The following is a 22,690-nucleotide window of genomic DNA, read 5'->3' on the forward strand; positions in this document are numbered from 1 at the left end:
ATTATAAAAATCAATCTGAAGAGATTTGATATATAGGGGAGAATATCACATGAAAGCACTAATTACCGGTGGAAATCGAGGGCTAGGATTTGAGCTAGTTAAAGTGTTTCATGAAAAGGGATATGTTGTTTTCCCGATTGTTAGGAAAAACGGCTGTATTCTGAGGAGAGAAACAGAATTGCATAGCAAAATTTTTAAATAAATTTAGGGGATGAGAACATGAAGGAAATAAAAGTTTTCCATTATGATGCATTTAGTAATAAACCGAATATGGGAAATCCAGCTGGTCTTGTAATAGATGCAGAACGATTGACAGATGATGAAATGCAGCTTATTGCAAAAAAAGTAGGGTTTAACGAAACCTCTTTTGTACTTCCTTCCGATGTAGCTGATATAAGAATCCGTTATTTTACACCGGGACATGAAATGAATCTTTGTGGACATGCGACAGTAGGAACTATATATGCACTTCATGAAAGAGGTTTACTAAAAGGAAAACAAAATCTCACAATAGAAACGAAAGCAGGGGTTTTACCAGTACATATAGGCGTGGATGAAAATGGAGAATCATTTATTAAGATGAGGCAAGCAGTACCACAGTTTCAAAAGTTTGATGGTTCTAGAGAAGACTTAGCTCATAGCATTGGTCTTCATGAAGACGATTTAGATGGAAAATTACCAATTGTATACGGGAGTACGGGAATTTGGACGTTAATAGTACCGATTAAAACATTGGCTGCTTGCGAAAGAATGAAACCAAATAATAAAGAGTTTCCATCTATTCTAAAGGAAATGCCTAAGGCTTCCATTCATCCACTCTGTTTAGAAACTTACGATGAAGCAGTACATATGCACGGTCGTCACTTTTCATCACCTTATTCTGGGACGATAGAAGATCCAGTGACGGGGACTGCTTCTGGTGTAATGGGAGCGTATTATGCTACATTTTTGAAGCAAGATTTTGATAGTGAACTGACATTAATTGTTGAACAGGGACAAGAGATGAAAAAAGATGGTCGCGTCACTGTTTATGTGACAAAAGACAAGGAAGATGATTCTCTACAAATTGAAATCTCTGGAACTGCGGTATATGCAGAGGAGTTGCAAGTTTTGATTTAAAAGTAGGAAAAAGTTCGGCATATAACCGAACTTTTTTCATCTGTTTATCACTTCAATAAAAGATGTATTCCCATTGTTTCTAATTGTAGAATGGAATTTCTGATTTTCTAACGTCTCAGCAACTTGTTGTAATTTTTGTACATCATCATGATGAATGAGTAAACTGTCTGATCCACTTTCTTCAATGTGGATATGCTCAATATTACCAATGGCTTTGTGTACGGCTTGTAAAAAATCGGGTTTCATAAATACGGCCTCCTATATTTACAGTTATTTTTCTTTATTATTTCCTTATTTATGAAAAGTTAGGCTGTTTTTTAAACGAATCTTGGTAATTTTGTTCTTCGAAATTGAATTCATTGTTAGGTTGCCTTTACTTCATATTTTGATAAGACTGTATATCATTTTTGTATTGTTCTAGCATCTAATGAATGTAGAATTAGTAGGGTTTTAGTATGCAAGAATAAAATATTGATAGAAAAAGGTGAAAATATACGGCCTGGGAGATTGGAAAATCTAATCGTTGGTATCCATATATTTATAGGTGTTTTTGCAATGAAGGGGAGGAAGAGAATGACAACGATATACGCGAACTATGGAGAATCAAAAGTGAAATTAACATGGAAAAAAGCAAATACATTACCAGATTATAAAGGAATTACAAGTGTTCATGGTTTTTGTTTTTATAAAGGTGAGATTGTATTAATAGATCATCATAATCGTAGTTGGGATTTTCCTGGGGGACATATTGAACAGGATGAAACACCAGAAGAATGCTTTCAGAGGGAGGCGTGGGAAGAAGGGTATGTGAAAGGTGAATGTACCTTACTAGGATATATGATTGTAGACCATAGTGAAAATCCGAGTTGGAATGAAAATGGTCTATATCCAAAGATAGGATATCAGCCGTTTTATCGGATGGATGTTACAGAAGTGCATGATTTTGCTGGAGAGTATGAATCAAATAGAAGGATATTTGTGAAACCGAGTGAGGTTACATTATATTATTCGAATTGGAATGAGATTTGTGATGAAATATTAGCTGCTGCATTATCGATTTCAGAAGAATAAGGATTGCCTTTTCTATAATATAAAGATTTTTAAAGGTTTTTTCTTATATTTGTCAAATAATAATAAAGTCGTTTCATCTATAGTAGTGATATGTAAGTAAGGATGATAAAAAGTGGATATTTCAGAAATTATTGAACAGTTGGTTGTTAATGAAGTTATTGCTAATTATCCGAAAGGGCATAAGAAATTAACTGGCGGTACCACAAGTAGACTGTATCTTATAGAAGGAAAAGAGCAGTGTGTTGTAAAGTTGAATGAACCAAAAGTCATCGAAGAAGAAGCGTATTTTCTCAATTTTTATGAAAACGAAAGTATATTTCCTAAGCTTTTGTATGTTGATCCACTCAATAGATATATGGTCTACTCATTTATTCCTGGTTCCACAAGTTATGATGCTGGGAATAAAAGAGATGTTCTTTGTACACTTGTACAGGAAGTGATTCATGCATATAAAGTAACTATGAAGATCAATCAGTGGGGATGGAAAGAAGAACCGGTAGACTCTTGGCAAGATTTTCTTTTAAAAAGAGTGATGGAGGCTAGTGAGAATTTAAAAACTTATATAATAGAAGAGGATTTTCGTATTGTTCTTGAATTCGTACATAGTCCAAATAGACGTCCCTATAGTAATCAACCATTTTTATTGCATGGGGATTGTGGATTTCACAATTTTATATTTAAAGAAAATAAATTATATGGTGTGATTGATCCTTTGCCGGTTTTGGGAGATCCAATATATGACTTAATTTATGCATTTTGTTCGACGCCTGAAGATTTGACGAAGGAAACAATCGACTATGTAGTGGAACAATGTGTATTTCATAAAAATAAAAAAGGAAAAGTTTTGTATGAAGAAGTAATAATAGGGTTGTATCTTCGATTAGAAACTTGTATTAGGCATCATCCTGAAGATTTAGAAGACTATTTAAAAGCTTGGCGTTATTGGATGAATCTAATTCGTTGGAAAATTTAAGCGCTTCATTTTAAACGTGACAGCCAATTGTTCAAAATGAGACGACTTCGTTATATTTGAACATATTTTTATGTTTTTGGGGAGGCACGGAAAAATGAATGTTTTGGAAGCAAAAAGAGATTTAGCAAAAAGAACAAAAAGGGGACTTCCTGTAGTGCTGGCTGGTTTAATATTTTGGATTATTGCTAGTATAGCAGGCAGTATATTGCCGGAAAAGTATACGGTTTGGGTGTATCTGATTGGAATGGGGTGTGTCTTTCCAGTTGGTTTAATGCTAGCGGCACTATTGAAAATTGATATGTTTGCAAAAGGGAATCCGATGGGATCTTTAGGGGGAATAATTGGCGCGATAAATGTACTAAATATTCCGCTTGTAGTATTTGTATATTTTCAAATGCCCGAGTGGTTACCATTTACAGTAGCTGTTTTAGTAGGAGTTCATTTTTTACCATATGTGTGGATATATGAAAGTAAGAGTTATGGTTTGTTATCAGTTGGTACAGTATTAGTAACATCTATATGTGGGGTTTTATTTTCGGAAAAAGGATTTATAGTAATACCGATTGCAGTTACAGCTGTTTATGTAATTACAATTGTAGGTTTATCTATCGAAAATAAAAAAGTAGGAAATCAACGGAATGGTAAAATGACAGCTTAAAAGAATAGAAAACAAAAAGGGGATAGGAGAATTTTTATGAAAAACTTTATTTGTACAACATGTGGCGTACAATATGCAGCAAGTGTAGAAGAACCAGTGAATTGTATGATTTGCAATGAGGAGAGACAGTATGTTAATCCGAAAGGTCAATCTTGGACAACACTGGAGGATTTACAAGAGAGTCATACATATAAAAATGAAATAATTGAGGAAGAAACTGGGCTTTATAGTATTACAACAAAACCAGAATTTGCGATTGGCCAAACAGCCTATATGGTGAATGGAGAATCATTCAATTTACTATGGGATTGTATTTCGTACTTTGATGAAACTACGATAGGAAAAGTAAAAGAATTAGGGGGATTAGATGCAATTGCGCTATCTCATCCGCACTATTATTCTACTCAAGTAGAATGGGCAGAAAGATTCGATGTACCGATATATATACATGAAGATGATAAAGAGTGGGTAATGCGTCCAAGTAAATATATTATTTTTTGGTCAGGAGAATCATTGCAATTAGCTGATGGATTAACTATTCACCGTTTAGGCGGACATTTTAAAGGTGGTTCTGTTTTACATTGGCCACAAGGGAATGATGGGAAAGGGATTTTATTAACAGGCGATATTATTCAAGTTGTAGCGGATCAGCAGTGGGTGAGCTTTATGTACAGCTATCCAAATTTAATTCCGTTACCAGCAAATAAGGTTGAAGAGATGGCTAAAAGAGTAAAGCCACTTCCTTTTAATCGTTTATACAACGCTTTTCATCGTGTAGTAAAAGATGATGCAAATGAGGCTGTCGAGCGTTCGGCACAGCGCTATATTGCTGCATTAGAAGGGAAATTATTTCATACATAAAAAGGAGAAACAGAAATGAATACATTAGTATGCTTTGGGGATAGTATTACAGCTGATGAAACATTTTGGAATGGAGCACCTAGATTAACGCCGCGTTTACAAGAGCTGTTTTCTGATTGGAAAGTAGTAAATGCAGGGGTTCCGGGTGATAATACGTTTGATGCTTTGAGAAGGATAGAAGAAGACGTCTTATTTTATAACCCGACATTTGTAACGGTCTTTTTTGGTACAAATGATGCGGCGTTCCATAAACCAGTATCACTACAAGAATATAAAGAAAATCTGATTGAGATTGTTAAAAAAATATCTCCAGAAAAAGTGCTTTTAATTAGTCCAGCACCAGTGGATGAGGAAAGGCAGCATGCAAGAACAAATGAAGTATTAGGACAGTATGCAAAAACGATGGAAGAAGTAGCGAAGCAAACGGGAAGTCATTTTCTTAATTTATATTCTCATATGATGCAAGAATCAGACTATAAGAGATTTGTGGAAAATGAAGAGCGTGATGGACTACATTTTGGAGTAGCTGGTTATGAATACTTATCAGAGTTAATCGGAGAGAAGTTAAAAGGGATTGTGAAATTAATGATGTAAAGGAAAAAAGCAAAGCTATCAATAGCTTTGCTTTTACTGTTTCTTTTTCGGCCTGCGCACTAATTCACCACCACAGTTTGGGCAAATTTGCTGCGTTTTCTCTGTACATGGTGCACAGAATGTACATTCATAAACACAAATGTATGCTTCTGAATCTGTTTGAAGAGATGCATTGCAAGTTTGACAGTTTGTTTTCATTTCTAATGACATATTTGTTCCTCCTATTGTGTGAATGTTTATAATTTAATAATAATACAAAGAGGAGAATATTTCCTTTTCATATGAAAGTATATTGGGGAATTAGAGTAGCATTTGAAATGAAATATGATATTTTGTTTGCAAAGTGATTTTTAATCAATGCATATGTGAGATTTAAACTAGTTTTAAAAGTTTATCTGTTGTTAAAACTGTAGCAAACATTTCATGCAAACTTACTAATGCTAGCTTATGGATATCTTCTGCATGATAATAATTTCCATCATATGAGATTCTACCAAATGTAGCGGTCGCATCTGAAATGACATAAGTTGAAAAGCCTAAATTACCAGCCATACGAACTGAAGTGGATACACAATAGTCTGTTGTTAAACCGATAATGACGGCAGTTTCATAATTGTGTTCTCGTAAATATGTTTCTAAATTGGTTCCGATAAAAGCGCTATTCACATTTTTTTGAAATACTGGTTCATCTGGAAGAGGGATAGCAAAGTCTTTAAATTCACTTCCGCTGCTTTCTTTTCTTAATGGGTGATTTTCTTTATGTGAGATGTGCTGTACATGGATGACAGGACGGTTTGTTTTTCTCCATGTTTGTAATATAAGTTCCATGTTTGTTTCAGCGTGTATATTATTGCGTTTTCCCCAGTAATCATCCTCGAATCCTTTTTGAATATCAACTAGAATAAGTGCAGCATTTTTAGGTAATTGGTTCATTTGTTATTCTCCTTTTCAAAAATGATTTGTTTTCTATTAAAAGAATATCAAGTATTGTAAAAGGAGAGAATTTCCATTAATTTTGAAGGGTATAACAAAAAGTTTGAACAAGGGGATATAGAGGATGGACATAGAGTGGTTACGGTGTTTTTTGCTTTGCTCAGAGTATAAAAGCTTTTCAAAAGTAGCAGAGCATTTCCATATTACGCAGCCAGCAGTAAGTAAACAAATAAAAAAACTAGAAGATGAATTAGGAGTAGAATTATTAAGCAGATCTTCACAAGGAATAAAATTAACAGAAGCAGGGATTCATTTTCAAAAAAGAATCATTCCATTTGTTGAGGAATGGGATAGTATTAGGAAAGAAATGAAAGGTATGGGAGAATCCATACATGTAGTGCTAGGCCTATTACCTAGTCTTGCAGCATTCTATCTTCCAGAAAAAATTATTGGAGGTAAGAGTGAGAATATCAATATAGAAACCAAAGTATATGATATGTCTAAAGAGATTATGGAAGAAGTTGTATCAGGAAAGTTAGATGCAGGTTTAGTAGATGAAAAATGGGTGCCAAAACATCTTTGGAATAGACAATTATTTGTGGAGCCATATGACGTAGTTTTTCCGGAGAAACATTCATTTAGTAAAAAAGAAGATGTATTTATAAATGAACTTTTAATAGAGAGTTTCGTTATGTATCCAATCGGCTGTGATATTCGAAGGGCGATTATAGAAGAATTTGAAAGACTGAAGGCAGAGCCTAATATTAGTTCTGAGGTATCATTTCGAGATTTTATTCTAGGTATGGTTGCTGCAGGAGCGGGAATTACAATTGTTCCACGGACGATTTCAGAGCGTATTGAACATTTACCGCTGCGCACTATACCAATTCGGGATTTTCAAAAACAAAGAGCAATATATTTGATTGCACGAAATGAAAGGGTTGGTAAAGCCCTTTTTAAAATGTTTACAGAAACTACTTTGTAATTGTTAGAAGGTACTTTTTCATACAAATTAAAATAATAGAACCTATTTATTTTATATACACATACATATAAAATTAAACAAGTAACATAGCAACAGGGGGGACATGTTTTGTTAGAAGGTAATCATGAGTTGGATTCAAAAAATGGCGTAAGTTTTAACAGTTTACGAGCTGACTGCGAGAATTGCTTCGGCTTGTGTTGTGTCGCACTACCTTTTGCAGCTTCGGTAGATTTTGCGGTTAATAAGGATGCTGGTAAGCCTTGCTCAAATCTGCAATCGGATTTTCGTTGTAGTATTCATAAAAACCTTAGACAGAAAGGGTTTAAAGGATGTACAGTTTTTGAGTGTTTTGGTGCAGGACAAAAGGTTTCTCAAGTTACTTTTGAGGGAATTGACTGGCGTACAGGACCAGAACAGGCAAAGAAAATGTATGACGTTTTTCCAGTTATGCATCAGCTTCATGAGATGCTTTGGTATTTGAATGAAGCTTTAACGTTAAAAGCGACACGTCCGATTCATAAGGAGATTCGTGCCGCGATTGATGAGACGGAACGACTTTCAAATCTTAGTCCAGATTCAATAATGGAACTAAATGTTCCATTACATCGAGCGGATATCAATACGCTTCTTTTAAAGACAAGCGAGTTAGTATGGATGGAGTCACGTCATCAGTATAAGAATTCGAAAAAAAATAAGAGGATTAATCATCGAGGAGCGAATCTTATGGGGGCAAAGCTTAGAAGAGCAGACCTTAGGGGAGCGAATCTAAGAGGGGCATACCTAATTGCGGCAGATCTTCGAGACGCTGATTTAAGGTCAGCTGACTTTATTGGTGCTGATTTACGAGATGCTGATTTAAGAGGAGCAAATCTTACGGACAGCATTTTTCTTACTCAAGTCCAGATTAATGCAGCAAAAGGAGATGCAAACACGAAATTACCAGAGTTACTCTCTCGTCCAACACATTGGTCTGCTTGAGCAAAAGGTAAATGAAACATCAAGATCACTTACATATAAATGTATGTGATCCTTTTCTTAGTAGAAAATAAAAACACAGGCTGTATTTTTTATAGCCTGTGTTTTTGTGTGATTCCTACTTGTTCTTTTCAAATGTAGTAATTACTACGCTAAATATAATAAGGGTACCACCAATAAAAAAATTGCTATTTAATGTTTCATTTAAAAGTAACCATCCTAATAAGGATCCTACAATAGGTTGAAAAAAGAAAAATAGTGAGCCAATACTAGCATCCATTAGCTCAAGTCCTTTATTCCACAGAAAAAAAGCACCTGCAGTGGAAATGATCCCTAAATATAATATACCTAGCAGTACATAGATATTTACATGTTCAATTGGATTCGATTGCGATTCCCAAATCATACAGGGGGTAATAAAAAATAGTGCAAAGAATATTGCATACGTTGTAATGACTAAGGATGAAAAGCGAGTAGAAGCAATTTTTACATAAATAGATAGCAAAGCCCATGTAACAGCAGCTCCTACTAAAATGAGTGTTCCAATAAAATATGAACGAACTTCTATATCCCATCCAATGACGATAATGACACCTATTGTAGCTAAAATGGTAGAAAATATTCTGCGAGCAGTTAGTTTCTCTTTCAAAATTAAAGCAGCAAATACGACCATAAATGCTGGAGTGGCTGATGTAACTAAAGAGCCTGTGTGGGCATCTGATAATTTCGTCCCAATAAATTGACATGTAATCGAGATGAAATAGCCAATGAAACCTATCCAAGCAAAAAGGAACCAGTCCCGTTTATGAATACGTATCTTCTTGTTATGTTTTTGTTCTGTTGTTTTCAAAATTATATATAAAATGAAAAAAGCGATGATAAAGCGTAGCCAGACAAGCGTAAGCGGGGGAACGAAATCTAGTACATATTTACTTACAACGTACATACCACCCCAAATACTTGCTGCAAGAGATAAACATATAGCTCCTAAAATGGTTTGTTTCATAGTGAAGTACCTCCGTCTATTTTTAGGATTGTATAGGATCCCTAAGACGAGGCATAGTTTATTTGTTATACAAATGCCCGCCCTAGTTTATAGACGGACAACTGGCTGGTCGTTTTCGAATAAATGGCTATAGTACATCTGTATTCTCCTTTCTGTGCTAATGTATAATAAGATTATAACTTAATTTTCAGATTATTGGAGGGTGTTATGAAATATATTGCTATTTGGCCGCATGTGAGTAATTACCGAGACCCTATTTGTCTAGAAAAAGGAGATATGGTTTTAATCGGTAAGAAATATGCAGGACCTGAAAACTGGGATAATTGGGTATACTGCCACGAAGAGCGAAATAATCGGGAAGGCTGGGTACCAGAGCAACTGATACAACGCAATGCAGATGGTACAGGATTCATTTTAGAAGGATATACGGCGAAGGAATTGAATATAGAAGTAGGAGAGATCCTTATTGGTTTACATGAATGGAATGGATGGATATGGTGTGGAAATCTAGAAAAAGAAGCTGAAGGCTGGGTACCAAAACAAAATTTAAAGCAATATAGGTGAAAATTTTCAAAATGTAAGTAGATACATATTTTTGCGTTTAAAGCTTTTGTTAAAATATATGGTGATTTTTTTGCATATATTATAAATAATAAACCATCACGTTTGACTGTACAGTTTATGTATTGTATGATGTCCTTAATATAACTGAGGGGGGAAGATCGTTGGGAAGGTGTATCGAATCGGACAGTTGGCTCACTTGGCTCACGTATCGAAACGAACGATTGATTATTATACGAATCTAGGTATCTTAAAAGCGGAGCGATCTCAATCTAATTATCGCTATTACGACGAAACAGCATTTGAAACACTACAATTTATTGAGAAATGCAAAGAAATGCATATGCCGCTTTGTGAGATTAAAGAGAGGGTCGAGGAGAAGAAGAAGCTGCTCGGTGTCAATGAACACGTTTCGAAACAAGTGAATGAAGTGACAGAACATATCCATCGATTAGAAACAGAGTTAACGCAGTTGAAACCTCTGTTAGATGGATTGACTGCTTCACAACGTGAAAAAATATCGAAATCTTTATCTGGTCAAACGACAGCTTTAATGCAAGCACTGAGCATGTTTGTATAGTATATATTGTATCTATCCCCTTTAATTTCTGTATAGCGCTATGTTTTCTAACGGAATCAAATCAGAAAACATTATAGTATACAGGAGGTGGACACCTTAGTTTTTTAACTAAGGGGATTCATTGGAAATATTTAATTTAGTCATGGTTGCGATTTTAATCGCATTTACTGGATTTTTCGTAGCAGCAGAGTTTGCGATTGTTAAAATACGTTCAAGTCGCATTGATCAGCTTGTTGCGGAAGGAAAACGCGGTGCGTTAGCGGCGAAAAAGGTAACATCGAATTTAGATGAATATTTATCTGCTTGTCAATTAGGTATTACAGTTACAGCGATGGGACTCGGTTGGTTAGGTGAACCGACAATAGAGAAACTGTTACATCCATTATTTGAGAAATGGAATTTAAATCCTTCCGTTTCACATGTATTAACTTTTGGTCTTGCATTTATGACGATGACATATTTGCACGTTGTAGTAGGGGAATTAGCTCCGAAAACGATGGCAATTCAAAAGGCTGAAAGGGTAACATTGTTATTTGCTGGACCTTTAATGATGTTCTATAAAGTGATGTATCCATTTATTTGGATACTGAATAGTTCAGCGCGTGTTGTAACTGGCTTATTCGGTTTGAAACCAGCTTCTGAACATGAAGTCGCACATACTGAAGAAGAATTACGTCTTATTCTTTCTGAAAGCTATGAAAGTGGAGAAATTAACCAAGCAGAATATAAGTATGTAAATAATATCTTTGAATTCGATAACCGCATTGCAAAAGAGATTATGGTGCCACGAACAGAAATTGTTGGCTTCTATCTCGAAGATTCAGTAGAAGAGCACATGAAAGTGATCCAAAGTGAGCGATATACGCGTTATCCAATCTTTGGAGAGGATAAAGATGATATTATTGGTATGGTTAACGTAAAAGATTTCTTTATTCGATATATGAAAAATGATAAAGAAGATTTGTCATCGATTCGTACGTATATGCGTCCGACTATTGAAGTTATGGAAACAACTCCAATTCATGATTTACTTCTGCAAATGCAGAAAAAGCGAATTCCAATGGCTGTGTTATATGATGAGTACGGAGGAACAGCTGGGATTGTAACGCTTGAAGACATATTGGAGGAAATCGTCGGTGAAATTCGTGACGAATATGATGAAGACGAAGATCCGCCAATTCAACATGTAAATGATTATCACAAAATCGTTGATGGAAAAGTGTTAATTACAGAAGTGAAAGATTTATTTGGATTACACATTGAAGAAGAAGATGTGGATACAATTGGTGGATGGATTATGATGCAAAATCATGAAATTGAAGAAGGACAGTGCGTCGAAGCCGAAAATTATGAGTTTAAAGTACTTGAAAAAGATGCTTATCAAATTAAACGCGTTGAAATTCGAAAAATTGATCATCAACAAGAGAAAGCAGCAACTGTGTAGGTTGCTGCTTTTTTTCTTATACAAAGTAAAACTTGAAATTAGAGGTGGATATTTTGATTTAAATAGCCTTACGTGTATATCGACTACAATTGTAGTGGTTTACTACTTATGTGGGTTGTTACTCCGTTTTCAAAACAAGTAGCAGGGTTTGATATCGGATTAGCAGTGAGTGCATATTGCTTTGGTTATTAGCCCGACGAGTGGAGAAAATCGGGGTATTGTACTTAAGGAAAAAGTTCCTGGGATAGAGGTTTTAAATCGGTTTGCAGCTGCAATAGTAGGAGCCGTCATTATGTATGAAATTGAACATGAAATGGAAATGTGAGCATTTTGTACAGGGATTTTAGGTGATCACTTTTTAATGATCGCGAATTTAGCGTATGCGAATGTACAGTTAGTAAAAGAAGAAGAGGAAAACAGGAAAAAATCACAGGGAATTTAAAATAAGAAGATAAAAAAGAACTGGAAAATGGTTCTTTTTTATCTTCTTATGTCCTTTTGATTATTTTTCATAAAAAACTAAAAAAATTTAGAAATCCCATCGCTTTCTAAAGGTTATATATGTTATTATGACAAAAGACTTTTTGAAAGAGGTGGATGAAAATGTTACAAGCGCTACTTATTTTTGTACTTCAAATTATTTATGTTCCAGTTTTAACAATCCGGACGATTTTGCTTGTAAAGAATCAAACAAGATCCGCTGCGGGTGTTGGATTGTTAGAAGGGGCAATTTACATTGTAAGTTTAGGAATTGTATTTCAGGATTTATCAAATTGGATGAATATTGTAGCCTATGTGATCGGTTTTAGCGCCGGACTTTTATTAGGTGGTTATATAGAAAATAAATTAGCAATTGGATATATTACGTATCAAGTTAGTTTACTAGACCGTTGTAATGAATTAGTTGATGAATTAAGACATGCTGGATTTGGGGTAACAGTATTTGAAGGGGAAGGGATAAATTCCGTCCGCTATCGTTTGGATATTGTTGCGAAACGTTCACGAGAGAAAGAACTCTTAGAAATTATTAACCAGATTGCGCCGAAAGCATTTATGTCTTCTTATGAGATTCGTTCTTTCAAAGGTGGCTATTTAACAAAAGCTATGAAAAAACGAGCATTAATGAAAAAGAAAGATCATGCATCATGAAAAAAGGAGAAGCTGAAAGATGCTTCTCCTTTTTATTTTAGAGGTTGCAAAGGCAATTCATTTAGGAGGCTAAAGTTACATACTTTTCTTTTCAGATATTAATAAATCTGTTTTATGTTTTTGCGCTATATTTTTAAAAAAATGGAGTGAAATAAAACCAAACAGTCCTATTCCGCCGAAAATAATCCAAGGTGTATCCATTCCTTTAAAGCTCGATGTAAACCATGTTCCGGTATAGTTCCCAATCATAAATCCGATAGCGAGTGATAGTTGATAAAATCCAAAATATGTAGCTGTATAAGATTCATTGCTGTAATTTGCAATTGTAATATCGGCATTAGGTAATACAAGTGTTTCACCGATTGTAAATAAAATGACACAACCAAATAGCCAATATGGATGTGAAACCAAAGGAATAAGTAAAAAAGAAAGCCCCATTAACAACACACCGCATTTTACAATCGAAAGTGTGTTGTATTTGTGGAAGATTTTTCGAAATACAACCATAAACAAAACGCCTGTAATTGCATTCACTGTAATAACAAGTCCACCTAACTTTGTACTATGGCTAATGTTCGTCATATGAAGCGGAAGAGCTACAGTAAGCTGAGTAAACATAATATAAAAGAAAATCATGATAAATGAGAATGAAAGAAAATGCTTATTTTCAAAAACGGCTTTTAACCCAGATAAGATTTGTACATTTTCAGTAGAAACTTGGAAGTGAGATCTAAGAAGATAAAAAATGATAGCAAATAATAACATGAGTGATCCGCTAAGTATAAATGGGTATAAAGGGCTCCATAAGAGTAATAGGCTACCAGCAATTGGACCGATAATCGCACCGCTGTTAAAAGCGAGGTTTAAATATGTAAATAAATCTTTTCGGAAATGAGCTGGCTGTGAGCCGAATACAGCACGAGCAGCCGGTTCATAAAATGCACTTCCAAATCCAATTAGCGAAGCGGAAATGGAAATCGTATGGAACTCTGAAAATATTCCTAAACAAATAAAGCCAATACCTCTTAATAGCAAGCCGGATATCATCATAATCATATAGCCAACTTTGTCGGCAATGATACCAGAAAATAAAGGGATAACTCGTGATGTAATCGTCATAATCGTTAAGATTGTTCCTACTTGCATGGCGGAAAAGTGTAAAAAACTCGATAAATAGATAGCAAGGAAAGCATATACAGCAAAGTATCCAAATGCCATAAAAAATGATGAAATGAGTATAACACGTATAGGTATTGAAAAGTTTTTCATAGACAGCCTCCTACAATGTAACCATTAAAAGTTTTTACTGGTTAACTATTTTATATTATTATTATACATAAAGTCAGAAAAAAGTAAATTTTAGAAAGATGGTGAAGGGATTTGAGCCATGGCCAAGAGGCACCAGGACAATTAGAAGTTGTAAGAGATTTTTTAAATACATGGAGAATTCCAAATGACACAAGAAATCCGATAGATGAGCTGAATACGATAGACGATGTATTTCAATTTATGAGAACTCATTTTGATGAGGAGTTTTCGTTTGGTACGTTGGACGAGCTGAAACGATTTCGAGATGGAATTCGTTTTGCAGTTGAGGAGCAAAATGCAATGCAAAAGTGGTTTGAAAAATATCCATTTCGCGTGTGTGTGACAGAAAATATGGACGCTATTACATATGAACCAATTGGAGAACAAAATTTCTATACGATGATTTTACAAATTATTTTGACGGCTATTGATCAAAAGAAGTGGGGCCGATTAAAAGCATGTCCGGATTGCCGCTGGGTCTTTTACGATCATTCTCGCAATGGAAGTAAACGCTGGTGTGGTATGTATGCAGGTAGTAAAGAAGGGAGAGCGTGCGGGACGATTGCGAAAGTGAAAAATTATCGTGCGAAGAGAAAAGGGCGGTCAGGTTACAACGTTTAATTTCTAGAAACAGTGCAGTATTTCATTAAAAATACTGCACTGTTTACTTAATTTGTATCACGTATAATTTTACATTTTATTAGAAAAAGAAAAGAGGAGATAGTTATGAGACAGCCACAATATAGTAGAATGTCAGATATAGGAGTACCAAATGTTAAGCATATGGATACAAAGGCATAGGATAACGGAACTAAACCGTTGGAAGAGGCACTTACGAAGCTCATAACTCTCCCTAGTTTATCTGTTTCACTGTTTTCTTGAATAATAGAAACAAGTGGTATATTAATCATAGAAGACATGAAACCCATCATCACAAGTAAAATGATTCCTTGCGATAAAATATATATTTGACCAAGAAAAGAAAGAGAAATACCAAGAAAAGAAATAAGTATTAGAATAGAAAGCCCTCTTTTTTTTCTAATATTTAAAAGTCCAATTAATAAAGCGCCCCCTAGCATTCCTCCTTGATAAGAGCTTTGTAAAAAGCTTACCTCTACTGCCTTTCCATGTAATACTTCGTTCGCTAATAATGGAATTCCCATAAGTAAAGGGCCAAAGAAGAAGACATTAATTGTCATTAAAATGAAAAGTATGGATTTTAAAAAAGGCATATTCCATACATATTGAAAACCTGCTAGTAGCTCTTGTTTGGCAGATGCTTGCTCAGAAGAAAGTGAAAGCTTTTTTTCTTTAATACATAATGTGAAAGTGCATGAAATTACTAAGAAACAGGCAACGGAGAAAAATAAACTTGAGAAAGAACTAGTGGTAATAATCCAGCCACCTATCATTGGTCCGGCAAACATTGCAATTTGATTGGAAGTTTGAATAAAAGAATTAGATCGAGTTAACATCTCTTTTGGGACTAGAAGAGGAAGAAGGGATTGATTCGCTGGTGAGAAGAAAGCATCTAGAATTCCAAACAGTAGTGCAAAGACCAGTAATGACCATAAATTTAATAAGTGTAAATGTAATAAAGTAATCATAACAAAAATGAGTAAACAACGCGTGAAGCTAGAAACTAACATGATTTTTGAACGTTTAAAACGATCTGCCCACACACCTCCAACAGTCATTAGGAGAACCCGTGGGACCATAGTTACCATCATAACAATGCCAAGCGCTGATTCCTGACCTAAGGCCCGAATAACATACCATTGTTCTGCAAATAGGTAGGTTGAAAGAGCAAGAAAAGAAGTGGTACTTGATAACCAAAGGAATAAAAATGCACGGTTTTTAAATAATGAAATACTCGTATACTTAGGTTGAACTTGTTGTGATATGAAAGGTTCACTCAATGAATATTCCTCCCTATAAATAATGAATTATGAATCTTGGTTAAACAGTAGTTGACCAATTTCAAAGCCTGTGATAGTAACATAAAAGTTTTTATTGGTATCAGTTTCTGTGGAGCTTTTTAAGGTTTCTTTAACAAGGTTTCTATACTGGTTTAAAAACTTTATAAATTGTTCTTCTGTTAATGAAAATTCTGTTTGCATCGATATACTAGGCCAATCTTCAACATGAGAAGATGTTAAATTGAATGATGAATCTGGAGCAGTTAATACCCTGGTTTGCGCACGATGTAACACTTCCAAATAGGATTGTCTCGTTGCCTCTTGTGATTCAACGTAGTGAAGTAAGTGATCTGCAGGAATAAAGCCACGTGAAATAGCTTGATAGTACTTCAAAATATTTCCTCTCTGTTCTTCTTTTTTTACTAATTGAATGATGTTGTGTTTTTCTAGTTCGCGAAGATGATAGTGTATTTTTGCGCGAGAAAGATTTAAAAGCTGGGCAAGTTGGTGACCTGTATATGGTTTTTCGACTAAGTATATAAGTATTTTTGTACGCAATGGATCACTTATTGCTTTTAATTGTTCGTATGTTTCAATAATGGAAATTGCTTTTTGTTTCATTTTGCACCATCCTTTTTTTAACCGGTTAAATTTATTTAACTCGATTTTATTACATATATAGAGGAAAAGAAAGTTATTTCTGAAATTTAAAAATAAACAAACAAAAAGGAGGGGTTTCATGTATAGTAAGTAATAAATGATTAAATATGAGGATATGACATGCATTTAAGATGATGGGAATAGAGGAGGAGTCAAGAAATGGAACAAACAAAAATGTTAGAGCTAAATAAAAAGTGCTGGGATGTAGTAGCACCTTACTTTTTTCAGGTAGATTCTTTGCCAAAGTACGGGCCGTATACTGTTTCTGAAGATGAAATTCATTTGTTTGATACGATTAAGAATAAAAAGGTTCTTGATATAGGTTGTGGCAGTGGCCATTCTTTAGCATACATGGCGAAGCATGGAGCACAAGAATTATGGGGCGTGGACCTCTCTTCAACACAAATTGAAACAGCGAAGCAGACATTACAAGAGTGGAATCCACATTTGATATGTGCTGCGATGGAGAAGGAAACAGATATTCCAAAAGGATATTTTGATATTGTATATTCCATTTATGCGCTAGGATGGACATCAGATTTATCAAAAACATTGGAGCTTATTTATTCATATTTAAAAAAGGGTGGCAGCTTTGTTTTTAGCTGGGAGCATCCTATTTACTCGAATTTAAAGTATGGAACACCGGAAATTGCTTTGGAATCTTCATATCATGAGGAAGTGCCGATTATATTTCAAACATTTAAAGGTGAAGATGTACAGGCTGTGTTATATAAAAGAAAATTAAGTACATACATAAATGAACTCGTTAAAGCCGGATTTACAATTGAAAGAATAGTAGAAGGAGAGCCATCTAGTGACTTTGATACGCAAACAGCTGAGCCTTCTATGAAATATTATTCTCTGTATAAAGCAAGAATGCTACCGACGACTTTAATTGTTAAAGCAAGAAAGTAAGTTATTGTATAAAGAAGAAGGTGATAGTAGTGAGTAGTATTAATATGAATGTCATTGGTGAGGTAGAGTCTGCTGTTCATGAAAAAGTGTATAGCAATTGGGGGAATGTTATTTCTAATATCCGGATATATCCAGAGTATACGGAAGGATTAATTGGGCTAGAGGAATATTCACATGCTATTATTCTGTCTTTTATGGACGATTTCAAAGAAGACAATACATCATGGGTTAGAAAGCCAAGAGGTTTAAGTGATTTTGATGAGAAGGGATGTTTTGCGCAAAGGACAAAGTATCGTCCGAATCCAATTGGAATCACTACTGTTGAGATAGTAGAAGTAGAAAACAATGTTATTACAGTAAAGGGATTAGATGCGAATGATCAAACAGCTATTTTAGATATAAAACCATATATTCCTGAATTTGATGTAAGGAATAATGTTCGTGTTCCAAATTGGATGGGTGAATTAATGAAGAATTATTTTTAACAGTACTGAGATATGATTTTATATATAGATTGATACATTATAAAATTGTTAGCTAAACAAAGAAAGGGAGAAGCGGAATGTATATTTCAATTCTCTCTCTCTTTCTTTGTTTATTTATAGATCACTCATTTTTGAAGAAATATGTAATGGATTAAAAATAAAAAGTAAACTAACTTTTTATTATTGACAATGATAATCATTATCCTTAATATTAATTTGATCTTTATAAAATTAAGGGGGACATATATGAAAGTACGAAAGGTGATTGGGAAGATTCATCTATACCTTAGTATGATAGCTGGGATGTTTATTGTGCTAATTGGATTGACAGGAAGTTTACTTGTTTTTGAACACGAGATAAATCGTATAGTACATCCTGATTTATACAGAGTAACAGAAGGTGAAAAGGTTACTTATGAGAAAGCAATTCAAACTATAGCAGCAGAACACCCTAAAGGTGAAATTCAGCGTGTGTATACACCTGATGAACCAAGTGCCAAAGGTGTTTACTTATTTCGTGTGAAAGAAGGAAAAGAAAAACAAGAAATTTATATTGATCCAGGTAGCGGTAAAATTAATGGAGAATTAGGAGAAAAAGCATTTTTTAATCAAGTAGGCGAGCTTCATTATCATTTACTTCTTAATGACTTTAAGGGGAAAGAGATTGTAGGTATAATTGGATTTATTTTCTTTTTTATTATTTTATCAGGATTATATTTATGGTGGCCTGGAATCAGAAAATGGAAGCGTGGATTTATGATTCGTCAAAGCAAGAATCCATATGTAAAGCAATTTGATTTACATAGAGTTATTGGTGGAGTTTCTGTTCCATTTTTACTTATCGTTTCGTTAACGGGTGGTCTTTTGGTATATGATAAAACTATTTTTGGATGGTTTGGTGCAAAGGCTACTGCGATGCCAGCGAAAGAGCAGCTAATTTCTAAACCACTTCCAGGAGGAAAGCTTCCTCTTGATCAATTGTTACATACAGCTGAAAAAGAAGTGCCAGAAGGAACAGTTATGCAAGTGAGAATTCCGGAGAAGGTGAAACAAGGAAAGGGAGAAGGTGCTATCGAAATTCGTATGAGCCGTTCGTATGATCCAGGCAACGGGAATATAAAGGTGTGGATGGACCAATATAGTGGAAAAGTAATCGCAAAGATGGATCCAAATGTAGAGCGTGGACTTACCTATCAAACTTGGCGCCTTCCGTTACATACAGGAACATTTGGTGGAATATTTACGAAAGTCTTATATGTAATCGGTGGACTTACTCCATCTATTTTAATGTTTACTGGAATATATATGTGGTGGTATAAGAAAAAGAATAGGAGAAAGCAGAAAATAAATTCAGTAACTGCAGCGTAGTGTCTTAATTCACAAACTTTGCAGTCTCTTGTTTGGTAAGTGTGCTTTGTTTTGTGCCTACATAATCGTAATAAGGAGGCCTAATAGGGAAGGGAAATTATATGAGCATCAAAAGGACATATGTTCTTCCGTAGCAAAAAAAACTTCATTACACATCATGGTAATGAAGTTTTTTTCTGAATAAATCGAATAATGTTTTTTCACTTAGAGAAAGGAAAAACATGAAAGGTCTAACCTAGTAAAGTGCAGCATAGTTTTTACATTTATAGCGTTTCTATCTTTACCTATTAGCAATTTTAGCATGTTAATTTATCTTTTCGGCTGAAAAATATGCTGGAAAAAGTATTTATGATGTAAACTATCTACAATCTTGCTTGCTTGATACGTACGTTGTTGTTCCAATCGAACACGTTGCTCCATCATTTTTATTTCATGATCTGATAAACGTAACATTGTACAAGTCTCCTTTTCTATAAATATAGGTTTCTAGTGATATCGATTCCATATACTTTATAGTTAAGGAGGGATACTGTGTAACATAAGTAAAAAGCACCTTCCCTCTCCCATTACGCTTACGAGGTTAGCTGTCGGACTCGGGAAGTGAGAGTTTCCCTACTTAAAAAAGATTCGCCCCAAGTAGCATAGGCTACAAAAATGGTTCCCCCGTTCCAAATTTTGGATTCAGCAAAAGGTTTTATAAAGTAAAAAATAACATAATAAAACAAACAAGTCAAATTATTTATTTTTTTCTGTCTTTTCTAATTGCGTAAGAATGAGTCCATCAGGTAATACAATATCCTCTACTTCAATAAATCCATGTTTTTTATATAAAGAAAGGGCAGGGGTGTTTGCTTTGCCTGTTTGTACAATATACTTGGTCGTATTAGGGAATATGTGAAATAAATGAAGGATTAACTTTGTTGCAATCCCTCTATGGAAATAGGCTGGTGATATCACTAAGCGATGAATATTAATAAAAGATTCCTCGTTTACAAACGAAATAAAGCCTATTAACTTATTTTCAAAGAAATAACCATAAAATGTTTCATTGCAAGTTTGAATATCCTGTACAGTATCATATAGACGAGGAATCGCTGTACTGTTAATGTATTTTGCTTCAACTTGATAAGCAGGAATTTGGATAGCTAAAATAGCTGATGCTACTTCAAGAGAAGTAGCAGAAAGTTTACAAATCATTAATGGATCTCCTTTCATAAAAAGAGGCTAAGTTAGGTATAGCCATCAAATTAATACCCCTACAACAAAAACGCAATTCTTTTTCGTTGCGGATATTGTATTTTTTTAACCGACGGATCAGTGAGGTTTGGGTAATTCCAAGAACTTTTGCAGTTTTATGTGTAGTTCTTAACCCTATCTCTTTATTTAGGCATAGCAGCAAGAAGAGGAAAAAAGATGAATTTGCAGCAATTTTCAGTTGGCGGCAGAGGTTTTGGAACCTTGTTCGTATTTCCATTAATAGCTGGAGAGGTTTATACGACTTTTACTTTTCTAGGTGGAAGTGGTTGGGCGTATTCAAAAGGTGCTGCTGCGTACTATGTGCCCGCGTATATATTTCTAGCATATATGATATCTTATCGGATTGCACCTAAAATCTGGAGATACGGTAAAGAACATGGTATTATTTCATAACCTGACTATTTTGCATCTAAATACGATAGTCGTGTAATGGGGGTTATAGTGGCTATTGTGGGAAGTTTAGCGATCATACCATATATTTGTATACAAATGAAGGGGTTAGGAATCATTGTCTCAGAAGCTTCTTACGGAGCTATTTCACCAGTAGTTGCAAGTGTTATAGGTGCGATAGTTATTACAGCATATGTAATATTTTCTGGTATTCATGGCTCAGCTTGGACAGCTGTGATTAAAGATATTATGATTTTGGGAGTAGTTATTTTTTTAGGCCTATACATCCCTATCCACTATTTTGGTGGGATTCAGCAAATGTTTAAGTCTGTTGAGGCTGTTAAACCTGAATTGTTAACGTTAGCTAATCAGGGACTAAGTGTACCATAGTTTATCTCTACTATTCTTTTAAAAGCAATAAAAGAAAAAATACATGTACAAAAATTGATGGTATTTTTATATATACCTATTCATAAGAATAGAACTAGCATAGTATTTACTGGAGGGATTGGGAATGAATAGGAATGAACCTTCATTACATCCTGATACGGGTGTTACATCTGGAATGTTTGTTGAACGATCATTAAATGAAATTCGTTTTTGGTCTAGAATCATGAAAGAGCATTCTTTATTTCTTAGATTGGGGTTTAGATGTGAGGATACTCAACTAATCCAAGAGGCTAATCAATTTTACCAATTGTTTGAACATATCGAACAAATCGCACATTCCTATACAAATCAAACAGATCCTGAGCAAATAAAAAGATTTAATTCAGAAGTACAACAAGCTGCAACTAATATTTTTGGATTTAAACGAAAAATTCTAGGATTAATTCTCACATGTAAATTGCCAGGACAAAATAATTTTCCACTGTTAGTTGATCATACAAGTAGGGAAGCTAATTATTTTAGAAATCGCTTAATTGAATTAAATGAAGGTAAATTGGATGCTCTTCCTGATGCTATTATTAAAGAAAATGTGTTCTTTTTAAAGATTATGGCAGACCATGCTAAATTTATTGGTCATCTTCTTGACCCATCCGAAAGAAAGCTTGTAGATATGGCCCGGAATTTCAGTAATGATTTTGATGAATTGATGTATCAAGCAATTGACTTAGAATCTATGAAACCACAATCTCAAACAGTTCCTCTTTTAGATCAATTTCTGGATCAAAATCGTGTGTCAGTCACAGCTCTTCGGGATTTTAAGAAAACGGCACGTGATTTAATTGAGCAATGTAAAATAAAGAGTATCATTCACCCACTATTAGCAGACCATGTTTTCCGTGAAGCGGATAGATTCCTTGAAATAATTGATATGTTTGATGCTCACCTTACAAATATTAAATCACAATCTAGATATTAGAAGATAAGGAAGATACCATTTTTTCCATAAGAAAAGAAGTTAACAATTTATTGTTAGCTTCTTTTCCTTGTGATAGTATAACATTTCTTATTAGGGGTAGTGTCACATGTCCA

At 34.5% G+C, this 22,690-nt stretch carries 26 protein-coding genes, 3 pseudogenes and 1 riboswitch; of the genes and pseudogenes, 20 read left to right on the plus strand and 9 right to left on the minus strand.

What is annotated here, in order from left to right:
* Positions 1 to 49: 49 nt before the first annotated feature.
* Together COO03_RS28250 and COO03_RS14540 are read left to right on the plus strand one after the other, a co-directional pair.
* A pseudogene (locus COO03_RS28250) lies at positions 50 to 145 on the plus strand (SDR family NAD(P)-dependent oxidoreductase); the annotation flags it as partial.
* Positions 146 to 219: 74 nt separating this feature from the next.
* On the plus strand, positions 220 to 1,119 hold the full coding sequence (locus COO03_RS14540; protein WP_097897847.1) for a PhzF family phenazine biosynthesis isomerase: 900 nt from the start codon (positions 220 to 222) through the stop codon (positions 1,117 to 1,119).
* Positions 1,120 to 1,155: 36 nt separating this feature from the next.
* Here COO03_RS14540 and COO03_RS14545 read toward each other — a convergent pair whose 3' ends face one another.
* Positions 1,156 to 1,365, minus strand: coding sequence for a hypothetical protein (locus COO03_RS14545; RefSeq protein ID WP_097897848.1), 210 nt, complete (start codon positions 1,363 to 1,365; stop codon positions 1,156 to 1,158).
* Between the two features lie 327 nt (positions 1,366 to 1,692).
* Between COO03_RS14545 and COO03_RS14550 the strand changes: the two genes are divergently transcribed.
* The 5 genes from COO03_RS14550 to COO03_RS14570 all read left to right on the plus strand — a co-directional run bounded on the left by COO03_RS14550 (position 1,693) and on the right by COO03_RS14570 (position 5,276).
* The gene (locus COO03_RS14550) at positions 1,693 to 2,190 is read left to right on the plus strand and encodes an NUDIX domain-containing protein (RefSeq protein WP_097897849.1); all 498 of its coding nucleotides are present in this window, start codon (positions 1,693 to 1,695) and stop codon (positions 2,188 to 2,190) included.
* A gap of 112 nt (positions 2,191 to 2,302) precedes the next feature.
* Positions 2,303 to 3,163 carry an aminoglycoside phosphotransferase family protein gene (locus COO03_RS14555; protein ID WP_097897850.1) on the plus strand — a complete coding sequence of 287 codons (861 nt, stop codon included), beginning with the start codon at positions 2,303 to 2,305 and terminating at the stop codon, positions 3,161 to 3,163.
* A gap of 94 nt (positions 3,164 to 3,257) precedes the next feature.
* Positions 3,258 to 3,821: a DUF7010 family protein gene (locus COO03_RS14560; RefSeq protein WP_097897851.1), complete on the plus strand. Its 564-nt coding sequence runs from the start codon at positions 3,258 to 3,260 to the stop codon at positions 3,819 to 3,821.
* Positions 3,822 to 3,857: 36 nt separating this feature from the next.
* Complete coding sequence (locus tag COO03_RS14565) at positions 3,858 to 4,682, plus strand: MBL fold metallo-hydrolase (protein WP_097897852.1); 825 nt, start codon at positions 3,858 to 3,860, stop codon at positions 4,680 to 4,682.
* 15 nt (positions 4,683 to 4,697) lie between these two features.
* Complete coding sequence (locus COO03_RS14570) at positions 4,698 to 5,276, plus strand: SGNH/GDSL hydrolase family protein (RefSeq protein WP_097897853.1); 579 nt, start codon at positions 4,698 to 4,700, stop codon at positions 5,274 to 5,276.
* 33 nt (positions 5,277 to 5,309) lie between these two features.
* Here COO03_RS14570 and COO03_RS14575 read toward each other — a convergent pair whose 3' ends face one another.
* Both COO03_RS14575 and COO03_RS14580 read right to left on the minus strand, forming a co-directional pair.
* Positions 5,310 to 5,486 carry a DUF1272 domain-containing protein gene (locus COO03_RS14575; protein ID WP_097897854.1) on the minus strand — a complete coding sequence of 59 codons (177 nt, stop codon included), beginning with the start codon at positions 5,484 to 5,486 and terminating at the stop codon, positions 5,310 to 5,312.
* Positions 5,487 to 5,648: 162 nt separating this feature from the next.
* On the minus strand, positions 5,649 to 6,209 hold the full coding sequence (locus tag COO03_RS14580) for a cysteine hydrolase family protein (RefSeq protein ID WP_097897855.1): 561 nt from the start codon (positions 6,207 to 6,209) through the stop codon (positions 5,649 to 5,651).
* 124 nt (positions 6,210 to 6,333) lie between these two features.
* On the opposite strand from COO03_RS14580, the gene COO03_RS14585 reads away from it, so the two are divergent.
* Positions 6,334 to 7,194, plus strand: a complete 861-nt coding sequence (locus COO03_RS14585; RefSeq protein WP_097897856.1) for a LysR family transcriptional regulator — start codon at positions 6,334 to 6,336, stop codon at positions 7,192 to 7,194.
* A 108-nt stretch (positions 7,195 to 7,302) separates the two neighbouring features.
* Positions 7,303 to 8,172 (plus strand): pentapeptide repeat-containing protein, encoded by an 870-nt coding sequence (locus COO03_RS14590; RefSeq protein ID WP_097897857.1) that lies wholly within the window; start codon positions 7,303 to 7,305, stop codon positions 8,170 to 8,172.
* A 115-nt stretch (positions 8,173 to 8,287) separates the two neighbouring features.
* Here COO03_RS14590 and COO03_RS14595 read toward each other — a convergent pair whose 3' ends face one another.
* A complete protein-coding gene (locus COO03_RS14595) occupies positions 8,288 to 9,175 on the minus strand; it encodes a DMT family transporter (protein ID WP_097897858.1) in 888 nt (295 codons plus the stop codon).
* Positions 9,176 to 9,382: 207 nt separating this feature from the next.
* Here COO03_RS14595 and COO03_RS14600 point away from each other — a divergent pair, with 207 nt between their 5' ends.
* The 5 genes and pseudogenes from COO03_RS14600 to COO03_RS14620 all read left to right on the plus strand — a co-directional run bounded on the left by COO03_RS14600 (position 9,383) and on the right by COO03_RS14620 (position 12,909).
* Entirely contained in the window at positions 9,383 to 9,739 is a 357-nt protein-coding gene (locus COO03_RS14600) for an SH3 domain-containing protein (RefSeq protein ID WP_097897859.1), read from the plus strand.
* Positions 9,740 to 9,908: 169 nt separating this feature from the next.
* Positions 9,909 to 10,316, plus strand: a complete 408-nt coding sequence (locus COO03_RS14605; RefSeq protein ID WP_097897860.1) for a MerR family transcriptional regulator — start codon at positions 9,909 to 9,911, stop codon at positions 10,314 to 10,316.
* Positions 10,317 to 10,437: 121 nt separating this feature from the next.
* On the plus strand, positions 10,438 to 11,760 hold the full coding sequence (locus COO03_RS14610) for a hemolysin family protein (RefSeq protein ID WP_097897861.1): 1,323 nt from the start codon (positions 10,438 to 10,440) through the stop codon (positions 11,758 to 11,760).
* Positions 11,761 to 11,822: 62 nt separating this feature from the next.
* Positions 11,823 to 12,202 (plus strand): annotated as a pseudogene (locus COO03_RS14615) (ATP synthase subunit I).
* Positions 12,203 to 12,363: 161 nt separating this feature from the next.
* A complete protein-coding gene (locus COO03_RS14620; RefSeq protein WP_097897862.1) occupies positions 12,364 to 12,909 on the plus strand; it encodes a DUF2179 domain-containing protein in 546 nt (181 codons plus the stop codon).
* Positions 12,910 to 12,984: 75 nt separating this feature from the next.
* On the opposite strand, the gene COO03_RS14625 is transcribed toward COO03_RS14620, so the two are convergent.
* Positions 12,985 to 14,178 (minus strand): MDR family MFS transporter, encoded by a 1,194-nt coding sequence (locus tag COO03_RS14625; RefSeq protein WP_097897863.1) that lies wholly within the window; start codon positions 14,176 to 14,178, stop codon positions 12,985 to 12,987.
* Between the two features lie 111 nt (positions 14,179 to 14,289).
* On the opposite strand from COO03_RS14625, the gene COO03_RS14630 reads away from it, so the two are divergent.
* On the plus strand, positions 14,290 to 14,838 hold the full coding sequence (locus tag COO03_RS14630) for a CGNR zinc finger domain-containing protein (RefSeq protein WP_097897864.1): 549 nt from the start codon (positions 14,290 to 14,292) through the stop codon (positions 14,836 to 14,838).
* A gap of 47 nt (positions 14,839 to 14,885) precedes the next feature.
* On the opposite strand, the gene COO03_RS14635 is transcribed toward COO03_RS14630, so the two are convergent.
* Both COO03_RS14635 and COO03_RS14640 read right to left on the minus strand, forming a co-directional pair.
* A complete protein-coding gene (locus tag COO03_RS14635; RefSeq protein WP_097897865.1) occupies positions 14,886 to 16,136 on the minus strand; it encodes an MFS transporter in 1,251 nt (416 codons plus the stop codon).
* A 27-nt stretch (positions 16,137 to 16,163) separates the two neighbouring features.
* Positions 16,164 to 16,757, minus strand: a complete 594-nt coding sequence (locus COO03_RS14640; RefSeq protein ID WP_097897866.1) for a winged helix-turn-helix domain-containing protein — start codon at positions 16,755 to 16,757, stop codon at positions 16,164 to 16,166.
* Between the two features lie 198 nt (positions 16,758 to 16,955).
* On the opposite strand from COO03_RS14640, the gene COO03_RS14645 reads away from it, so the two are divergent.
* The 3 genes from COO03_RS14645 to COO03_RS14655 all read left to right on the plus strand — a co-directional run bounded on the left by COO03_RS14645 (position 16,956) and on the right by COO03_RS14655 (position 19,564).
* Positions 16,956 to 17,711: a class I SAM-dependent methyltransferase gene (locus COO03_RS14645; RefSeq protein ID WP_097897867.1), complete on the plus strand. Its 756-nt coding sequence runs from the start codon at positions 16,956 to 16,958 to the stop codon at positions 17,709 to 17,711.
* Between the two features lie 29 nt (positions 17,712 to 17,740).
* On the plus strand, positions 17,741 to 18,196 hold the full coding sequence (gene tsaA, locus COO03_RS14650; protein WP_097897868.1) for a tRNA (N6-threonylcarbamoyladenosine(37)-N6)-methyltransferase TrmO: 456 nt from the start codon (positions 17,741 to 17,743) through the stop codon (positions 18,194 to 18,196).
* Positions 18,197 to 18,442: 246 nt separating this feature from the next.
* Positions 18,443 to 19,564: a PepSY-associated TM helix domain-containing protein gene (locus COO03_RS14655; protein WP_097897869.1), complete on the plus strand. Its 1,122-nt coding sequence runs from the start codon at positions 18,443 to 18,445 to the stop codon at positions 19,562 to 19,564.
* A 309-nt stretch (positions 19,565 to 19,873) separates the two neighbouring features.
* On the opposite strand, the gene COO03_RS27090 is transcribed toward COO03_RS14655, so the two are convergent.
* Both COO03_RS27090 and COO03_RS14665 read right to left on the minus strand, forming a co-directional pair.
* Positions 19,874 to 20,017: a hypothetical protein gene (locus COO03_RS27090; RefSeq protein ID WP_097897870.1), complete on the minus strand. Its 144-nt coding sequence runs from the start codon at positions 20,015 to 20,017 to the stop codon at positions 19,874 to 19,876.
* Positions 20,018 to 20,117: 100 nt separating this feature from the next.
* Positions 20,118 to 20,261, minus strand: a riboswitch (cyclic di-AMP (ydaO/yuaA leader).
* A 38-nt stretch (positions 20,262 to 20,299) separates the two neighbouring features.
* Complete coding sequence (locus tag COO03_RS14665) at positions 20,300 to 20,761, minus strand: GNAT family N-acetyltransferase (protein ID WP_097897871.1); 462 nt, start codon at positions 20,759 to 20,761, stop codon at positions 20,300 to 20,302.
* 192 nt (positions 20,762 to 20,953) lie between these two features.
* On the opposite strand from COO03_RS14665, the pseudogene COO03_RS14675 reads away from it, so the two are divergent.
* Together COO03_RS14675 and COO03_RS14680 are read left to right on the plus strand one after the other, a co-directional pair.
* A pseudogene (locus tag COO03_RS14675) lies at positions 20,954 to 21,598 on the plus strand (sodium:solute symporter family transporter); the annotation flags it as partial.
* 127 nt (positions 21,599 to 21,725) lie between these two features.
* Positions 21,726 to 22,577 carry a DUF2935 domain-containing protein gene (locus COO03_RS14680; protein ID WP_097897873.1) on the plus strand — a complete coding sequence of 284 codons (852 nt, stop codon included), beginning with the start codon at positions 21,726 to 21,728 and terminating at the stop codon, positions 22,575 to 22,577.
* Positions 22,578 to 22,690: the final 113 nt, after the last annotated feature.

The organism is Bacillus sp. AFS098217, from assembly GCF_002551815.1.
Lineage (GTDB): Bacteria > Bacillota > Bacilli > Bacillales > Bacillaceae_G > Bacillus_A.

Bases quoted from the DNA above. Each gene is read 5' to 3' on its own strand.
- COO03_RS14540 (WP_097897847.1), top strand. From the start codon at position 220: ATGAAGGAAATAAAAGTTTTCCATTATGATGCATTTAGTAATAAACCG.
- COO03_RS14545 (WP_097897848.1), bottom strand. From the start codon at position 1,365: ATGAAACCCGATTTTTTACAAGCCGTACACAAAGCCATTGGTAATATT.
- COO03_RS14550 (WP_097897849.1), top strand. From the start codon at position 1,693: ATGACAACGATATACGCGAACTATGGAGAATCAAAAGTGAAATTAACA.
- COO03_RS14560 (WP_097897851.1), top strand. From the start codon at position 3,258: ATGAATGTTTTGGAAGCAAAAAGAGATTTAGCAAAAAGAACAAAAAGG.
- COO03_RS14565 (WP_097897852.1), top strand. From the start codon at position 3,858: ATGAAAAACTTTATTTGTACAACATGTGGCGTACAATATGCAGCAAGT.
- COO03_RS14570 (WP_097897853.1), top strand. From the start codon at position 4,698: ATGAATACATTAGTATGCTTTGGGGATAGTATTACAGCTGATGAAACA.
- COO03_RS14575 (WP_097897854.1), bottom strand. From the start codon at position 5,486: ATGTCATTAGAAATGAAAACAAACTGTCAAACTTGCAATGCATCTCTT.
- COO03_RS14580 (WP_097897855.1), bottom strand. From the start codon at position 6,209: ATGAACCAATTACCTAAAAATGCTGCACTTATTCTAGTTGATATTCAA.
- COO03_RS14585 (WP_097897856.1), top strand. From the start codon at position 6,334: ATGGACATAGAGTGGTTACGGTGTTTTTTGCTTTGCTCAGAGTATAAA.
- COO03_RS14595 (WP_097897858.1), bottom strand. From the start codon at position 9,175: ATGAAACAAACCATTTTAGGAGCTATATGTTTATCTCTTGCAGCAAGT.
- COO03_RS14600 (WP_097897859.1), top strand. From the start codon at position 9,383: ATGAAATATATTGCTATTTGGCCGCATGTGAGTAATTACCGAGACCCT.
- COO03_RS14620 (WP_097897862.1), top strand. From the start codon at position 12,364: ATGTTACAAGCGCTACTTATTTTTGTACTTCAAATTATTTATGTTCCA.
- COO03_RS14625 (WP_097897863.1), bottom strand. From the start codon at position 14,178: ATGAAAAACTTTTCAATACCTATACGTGTTATACTCATTTCATCATTT.
- COO03_RS14640 (WP_097897866.1), bottom strand. From the start codon at position 16,757: ATGAAACAAAAAGCAATTTCCATTATTGAAACATACGAACAATTAAAA.
- COO03_RS14645 (WP_097897867.1), top strand. From the start codon at position 16,956: ATGGAACAAACAAAAATGTTAGAGCTAAATAAAAAGTGCTGGGATGTA.
- COO03_RS14655 (WP_097897869.1), top strand. From the start codon at position 18,443: ATGAAAGTACGAAAGGTGATTGGGAAGATTCATCTATACCTTAGTATG.
- COO03_RS27090 (WP_097897870.1), bottom strand. From the start codon at position 20,017: ATGTTACGTTTATCAGATCATGAAATAAAAATGATGGAGCAACGTGTT.
- COO03_RS14665 (WP_097897871.1), bottom strand. From the start codon at position 20,761: ATGATTTGTAAACTTTCTGCTACTTCTCTTGAAGTAGCATCAGCTATT.
- COO03_RS14680 (WP_097897873.1), top strand. From the start codon at position 21,726: ATGAATAGGAATGAACCTTCATTACATCCTGATACGGGTGTTACATCT.